This is a genomic window from Luteibacter sp., from assembly GCF_051958795.1.
Lineage (GTDB): Bacteria > Pseudomonadota > Gammaproteobacteria > Xanthomonadales > Rhodanobacteraceae > Luteibacter.
Genome location: NZ_JBQCFT010000172.1, coordinates 1 through 4434, shown reverse-complemented (window position 1 = coordinate 4434; position 4434 = coordinate 1). Strand labels below are relative to the sequence as shown.

The 4434-nt window shown below is 67.9% G+C and carries 6 protein-coding genes; all 6 read right to left on the bottom strand.

Annotated features, from left to right (window positions below):
- The coding region (locus ACTHLF_RS08980; RefSeq protein ID WP_440326709.1) for a hypothetical protein at window positions 1-585 on the bottom strand (585 nt) is incomplete at its 3' end.
- 126 nt (window positions 586-711) lie between these two features.
- A complete protein-coding gene (gene queF / locus ACTHLF_RS08975) occupies window positions 712-1539 on the bottom strand; it encodes an NADPH-dependent 7-cyano-7-deazaguanine reductase QueF (RefSeq protein ID WP_440326707.1) in 828 nt (275 codons plus the stop codon).
- 44 nt (window positions 1540-1583) lie between these two features.
- Window positions 1584-2576, bottom strand: coding sequence for an aldo/keto reductase (locus ACTHLF_RS08970; protein ID WP_440326705.1), 993 nt, complete (start codon window positions 2574-2576; stop codon window positions 1584-1586).
- A complete protein-coding gene (locus tag ACTHLF_RS08965; protein WP_440326703.1) occupies window positions 2573-3025 on the bottom strand; it encodes a MerR family transcriptional regulator in 453 nt (150 codons plus the stop codon). Before ACTHLF_RS08965 ends, ACTHLF_RS08970 begins: the two co-directional genes overlap by 4 nt.
- A gap of 62 nt (window positions 3026-3087) precedes the next feature.
- Window positions 3088-3822, bottom strand: coding sequence for a 4'-phosphopantetheinyl transferase family protein (locus ACTHLF_RS08960; protein ID WP_440326702.1), 735 nt, complete (start codon window positions 3820-3822; stop codon window positions 3088-3090).
- Between the two features lie 42 nt (window positions 3823-3864).
- The gene (locus tag ACTHLF_RS08955; RefSeq protein WP_440326700.1) at window positions 3865-4278 is read right to left on the bottom strand and encodes an acyl-CoA thioesterase; all 414 of its coding nucleotides are present in this window, start codon (window positions 4276-4278) and stop codon (window positions 3865-3867) included.
- Window positions 4279-4434 lie beyond the last annotated feature (156 nt).

Below are 4434 nucleotides of genomic sequence, written 5' to 3'. Positions count from 1 at the left end.
CTTGACGTCGAACGCCGTGTCGCCGACCGACTTGCCGTTGAGCGAGATGGCGACCTTGTACTTGCCTTCCGGCCACTCGTTCGGGTTCTGGATCTTGAACGTGGTGACTGCCGGGCCGTCGGTGCTGATCGACTGGCTGAGATCGCTCACGGTGGTGGCCGTGTCGCCGTCCTGGTAGGTCCACTTGGCGTTCAGCGTGGCGCCGGCGCTGGTGCCTTCGGTGGCGACCGAGGCGTAGATGGTCTTCTCGTTCGGGGCGAAGGTGGTCTTCGCCTTGGCGACCTTCTTGTCGGCGCCCACGGCGCTGCCCAGGGTGACCGAGCCGACCTTCAGCGTGTCGCTGGCGGCGACCGGGGCCGGAGCGGCGGCAGCAGGTGCGGCCGGAGCGGCGGCAGCCGTGGTGGCCGGAGCCGGAGCGGCGACCGGAGCGGTGCTGGCCGGAGCCGGAGCAGCGGCCGGAGCCGGCGCCGTCGAGGCGGCGGCCGGGGCGTTGGTCTGCTCTTCCTTCTTGCCGCAGGCGGTAAGGACCAGGAGGCCGGCCAGGGTGGCCGTGGCGAGGACAGGCGTGCGGAAGGAAAGCTTCATGTCTGGATTCCGGAAATAGAACAGGTCAATGCGTGGTCGGGACGAGGTCATCCCTCGGCCGCGGCAGGTTACAGGCTACACAACTAAAGGCAATACCAATGAAGAGCGCATGAATGCATGGTTCATCTACTGGCGGGCACCGCGCGGGTTATCCGGCACGGCGGCCGGATCGGTGCTGCGGAATGGATTGATATCCAGGCCGCCGCGGCGGGTGTAACGGGCATAGACGGCCAGCTCGCGCGGCGCGCAGCGTTCGCGCAGGTCCATGAAGATCCGCTCGACGCACTGCTCGTGGAATTCCGTATGGCGACGGAACGAGACGAGGTAGCGCAGCAGGCCCGCGCGGTCGATCGGGGCGCCGGTATAGCTGATCTGCACGCTGCCCCAGTCTGGCTGGCCGGTGACCGGGCAGTTGGAGCGGAGCAGGTGTGAGACCAGCACTTCGCGGGCTTCGCCTTCGTGGGTGCCCAGGAAATCCGGGCGCGGCGGGCCGTAGCTGTCGAAATCGAGCTCCTGGTCGTCCAGCAGCACGCCTTCGGGCTCATGCAGAGGCTGGCCGTTCAGGTCTTCCGGCGCATGCAGGTCCACGGCGACCGGACCACCCGACGCCGCCGACAGGTCGCGCACCAGGATGTCGCGCAGGGCGTCGCGGCTGGCGATCGTCTCCTGCGCGAAGCCATTCAGGTACAGCTTGAACGACTTGGATTCGATGATGTTGGGCGTCGTGGCGGGGAAACGGAACGCCGCGACGGCCACCATGGGCTTGCCGCGGGGATCCAGCCAGCTCAACTCGTAGCCGTTCCAGATATCCACGCCGTGGAACGGCAGGGCACCACCATCCACGCCGATCTCATCGCGCTTGGCCTGGCGGGGAATGGGGAAGAGCAGGCTCATGTCGTAGCGGTCGGCGTACTCGGTGGCCTTGCCCAGGGGCGAATGATCGGGGGACGACATGGCGGCGTGCCGGACAGGACAAACCGCCATTATACGGCCGCGGATCAGGCGTTGATGGAACCCATCATGTTGGCCTGGTAACGGTCGCCCACGGCCGCATCCGGCGGGAAGACCTCGTCGATCTCGGCCAGCTCGCTGGCGCTGAGCTTCACGTCCATCGCGCCGGCGTTTTCCTCGAGGTACTTCACGCGCTTGGTGCCGGGGATCGGCACGATGTCCGGCCCCTGTGCCAGCACCCATGCGAGGGCCAGCTGGCCGGGCGTGCAGCCCTTGTCGGCCGCGAACTTCTTCACCTTGTCGACCAGTGCGAGGTTCTTCGTGAAGTTCTCCCCGGTGAAACGCGGGTTGTAGCGGCGGTAGTCGTCCTCGGCGAAATCATCCGGCTTCGTGATCGCGCCGGTGAGGAAGCCGCGGCCCAGCGGGCTGTAGGCGACGAAGGCGATGCCGTGCTCACGGCAGGCCGCCAGCGTGCCGGTGGTTTCCGGGTCGCGCGTCCACAGCGAGTACTCGCTCTGCAGCGCGGCGATCGGGTGCACCTGTGCCGCGCGGCGGATGCTTTCCGCCGAGGCTTCGGAGAGGCCCAGATGGCGCACCTTGCCTTCCTTCACCAGCTCCGCCATCGCGCCGACGGTCTCTTCGATCGGCACTTCGCGATCGACGCGGTGCTGGTAGTAAAGGTCGATGTAGTCGGTCTTCAGGCGGCGCAGGCTGCCTTCGACGGACTTGCGCACGTACTCCGGGCGGCCGCTGATACCGCGCGCCATCGGGTTGGCGGGATCGCGCACGATGCCGAACTTCGTGGCCAGGAAAACCTTGTCGCGACGGCCCTGCAGTACGCGGCCGAGCAGCTCTTCGTTGGTGTGCGGGCCGTAGGCGTCCGAGGTATCCCAGAACGTAATGCCGAGTTCGAGCGCGCGTTCGAGCGTGGCGATGTTCTGCGTTTCATCGCCGGGGCCGTAGAACTCGCTCATGCCCATGCAGCCGAGGCCCTGCGCCGAGACGTCCGGGCCGTTCGTGCCGAGTTTGCGGGTGATCATGCTTGCTTCCTCCGGGGAGTGGGGGCGGTGTCATCGTTGCTGTCCACGGGCGTGGCGGCGACGGGCGCAGGGGCGCCATCCGCACCGTAGATGGAGCGATAGAGGGCGATCTTTTCGTCGAGCCGCGCGATGGTCTCGGTCAGCGAGACCAGCTCCTCGCGCAGGTGGGCGGCGTGCCGCTCGAGCAGGTCGCCGCGGCCCACGATGCTCTCGGCGGTTTCACCAAGGCGGCGCAGGCGGACGTATTCCTGGATATCGCGCATGGGCATGCCCGTGCCGCGCAGCCGCAGCACGAACTGGATCAGGCGCATCTCAGGCTCGCCGTAGATCCGCTGGCCGCCGCGGCGGGGTACCGGGTCGATCAGGCCGATCTGCTCGTAATAACGCAGGGTGTAGGTGGTGAGGCCGGTGGCGAGAGCCGCCTCAGCAATAGTCAGGGATGTGGGCATGGGAGAAGCGTACGGCTTCGAGTGCGCTCTAAGTCAACACCCGGTCGAGGGACTTCGGGGCTTCAGCAGATGCAGTGGGTGAGGACCATGCCGCCGGGCAGGGACTGCCAGTACAGGCGCTGCCGGTGCCGGGCGGGCAAGGAGGGCGCGAGGTCTTCGACGACCCGTGCGTCCAGGCAGCCGGCTTCCATGTCACACGCGGCGATCCGCAGCGCGGTGAAGTCGAAGAAGCGCCCCACGGTCGCGGCGGTGGCCTTATAGAAGCTCTCCTTGGCGGAGAAGGCCACGGTCAGGGCGAAGGGCCAGCCCATGGCGGACGCGAGCGCTGTGAGCACCGAACGCTCGGCGTCGTCGATCACGCTGGATTCGACGGCCGGCAATTGCCCCGGCGGGATGACCTGTTCGATGTCGATGCCGATGCCGCGCACGTCCGCGGTGGGCCGCATGGCCACGGCGACGGCAAGGCCGACGGCGTGGGAAAGGCTGCCGATATACCCCTGCGGCCAGGCAGGCGCCCGGCTATCGGTGATCGCCAGGTCCTGGGCGGTATGTCCCGCAGCCTCGAGTGCTGCGAGTGCGACACGCCGGCCCGCGAGGTATTCCGCCTGGCGCTTCGGGACGCTACGCAGGATGGATGGCGGCCGGGAGATACCGTACCGGGCGAAATCATCCTCGCTGAAAACCTGCACATCGAAGGGCAGGGCGAACGCATCCGGCACGCCGGTATGTCGCGAGCTGAGCGTCAGCCGCGCGAAAGGATCGTTCGCTGTCTGGGGCAGGTCGATGAACGACGTCATCGACCAAGGATAGACGAGTTCGCGCGGGGCTTGCGCGCGGGCTCAGCCCTGCGCCGGGAGGGATTCCACCGCGGTCGGCTTGTGGTTCTCGTCCAGCGCGATCATGACGAAGGTGCCGCGGGTGCACAGCTCGCGCTCACCGGTGATCAGGTCTTCGGTGTACATGGCCACGTCCACGTTCATGGAGGTGCGGCCCACGGACACCACGATGGCGATCAGCTCGACCATCTGCCCCTTGCGCACCGGCACATGGAAATCGACCTGCTCGGAGCGGGCGGTGACCACGATCTTGCGCGAGTAGCGCGACGCCGCCAGGAAGGCCGCCTTGTCCATCCAGGCCAGCGCCTGGCCGCCGAACAGCGTGCCGAGGTGGTTGGTGTGGTCCGGGAAGACGATCTCGAGGACACGGGCCTCGGTGGGGCGGGCGATGGGGAGCATGGTGGTGGACTTGGTCATGATGCCCCATTTTACTGCATTGCAGCATTTTTCGTCAGGCCGTTGTGGGGGGGGGGGGGGGGGGGGGGGGGGGGGGGGGGGGGGGGCGGCGCGCGCCCCCCCCCCCCCCCCCCCCCGCGGCGGGGTGGGAGCCCCAGCCCCCCACAACGCCCCCGC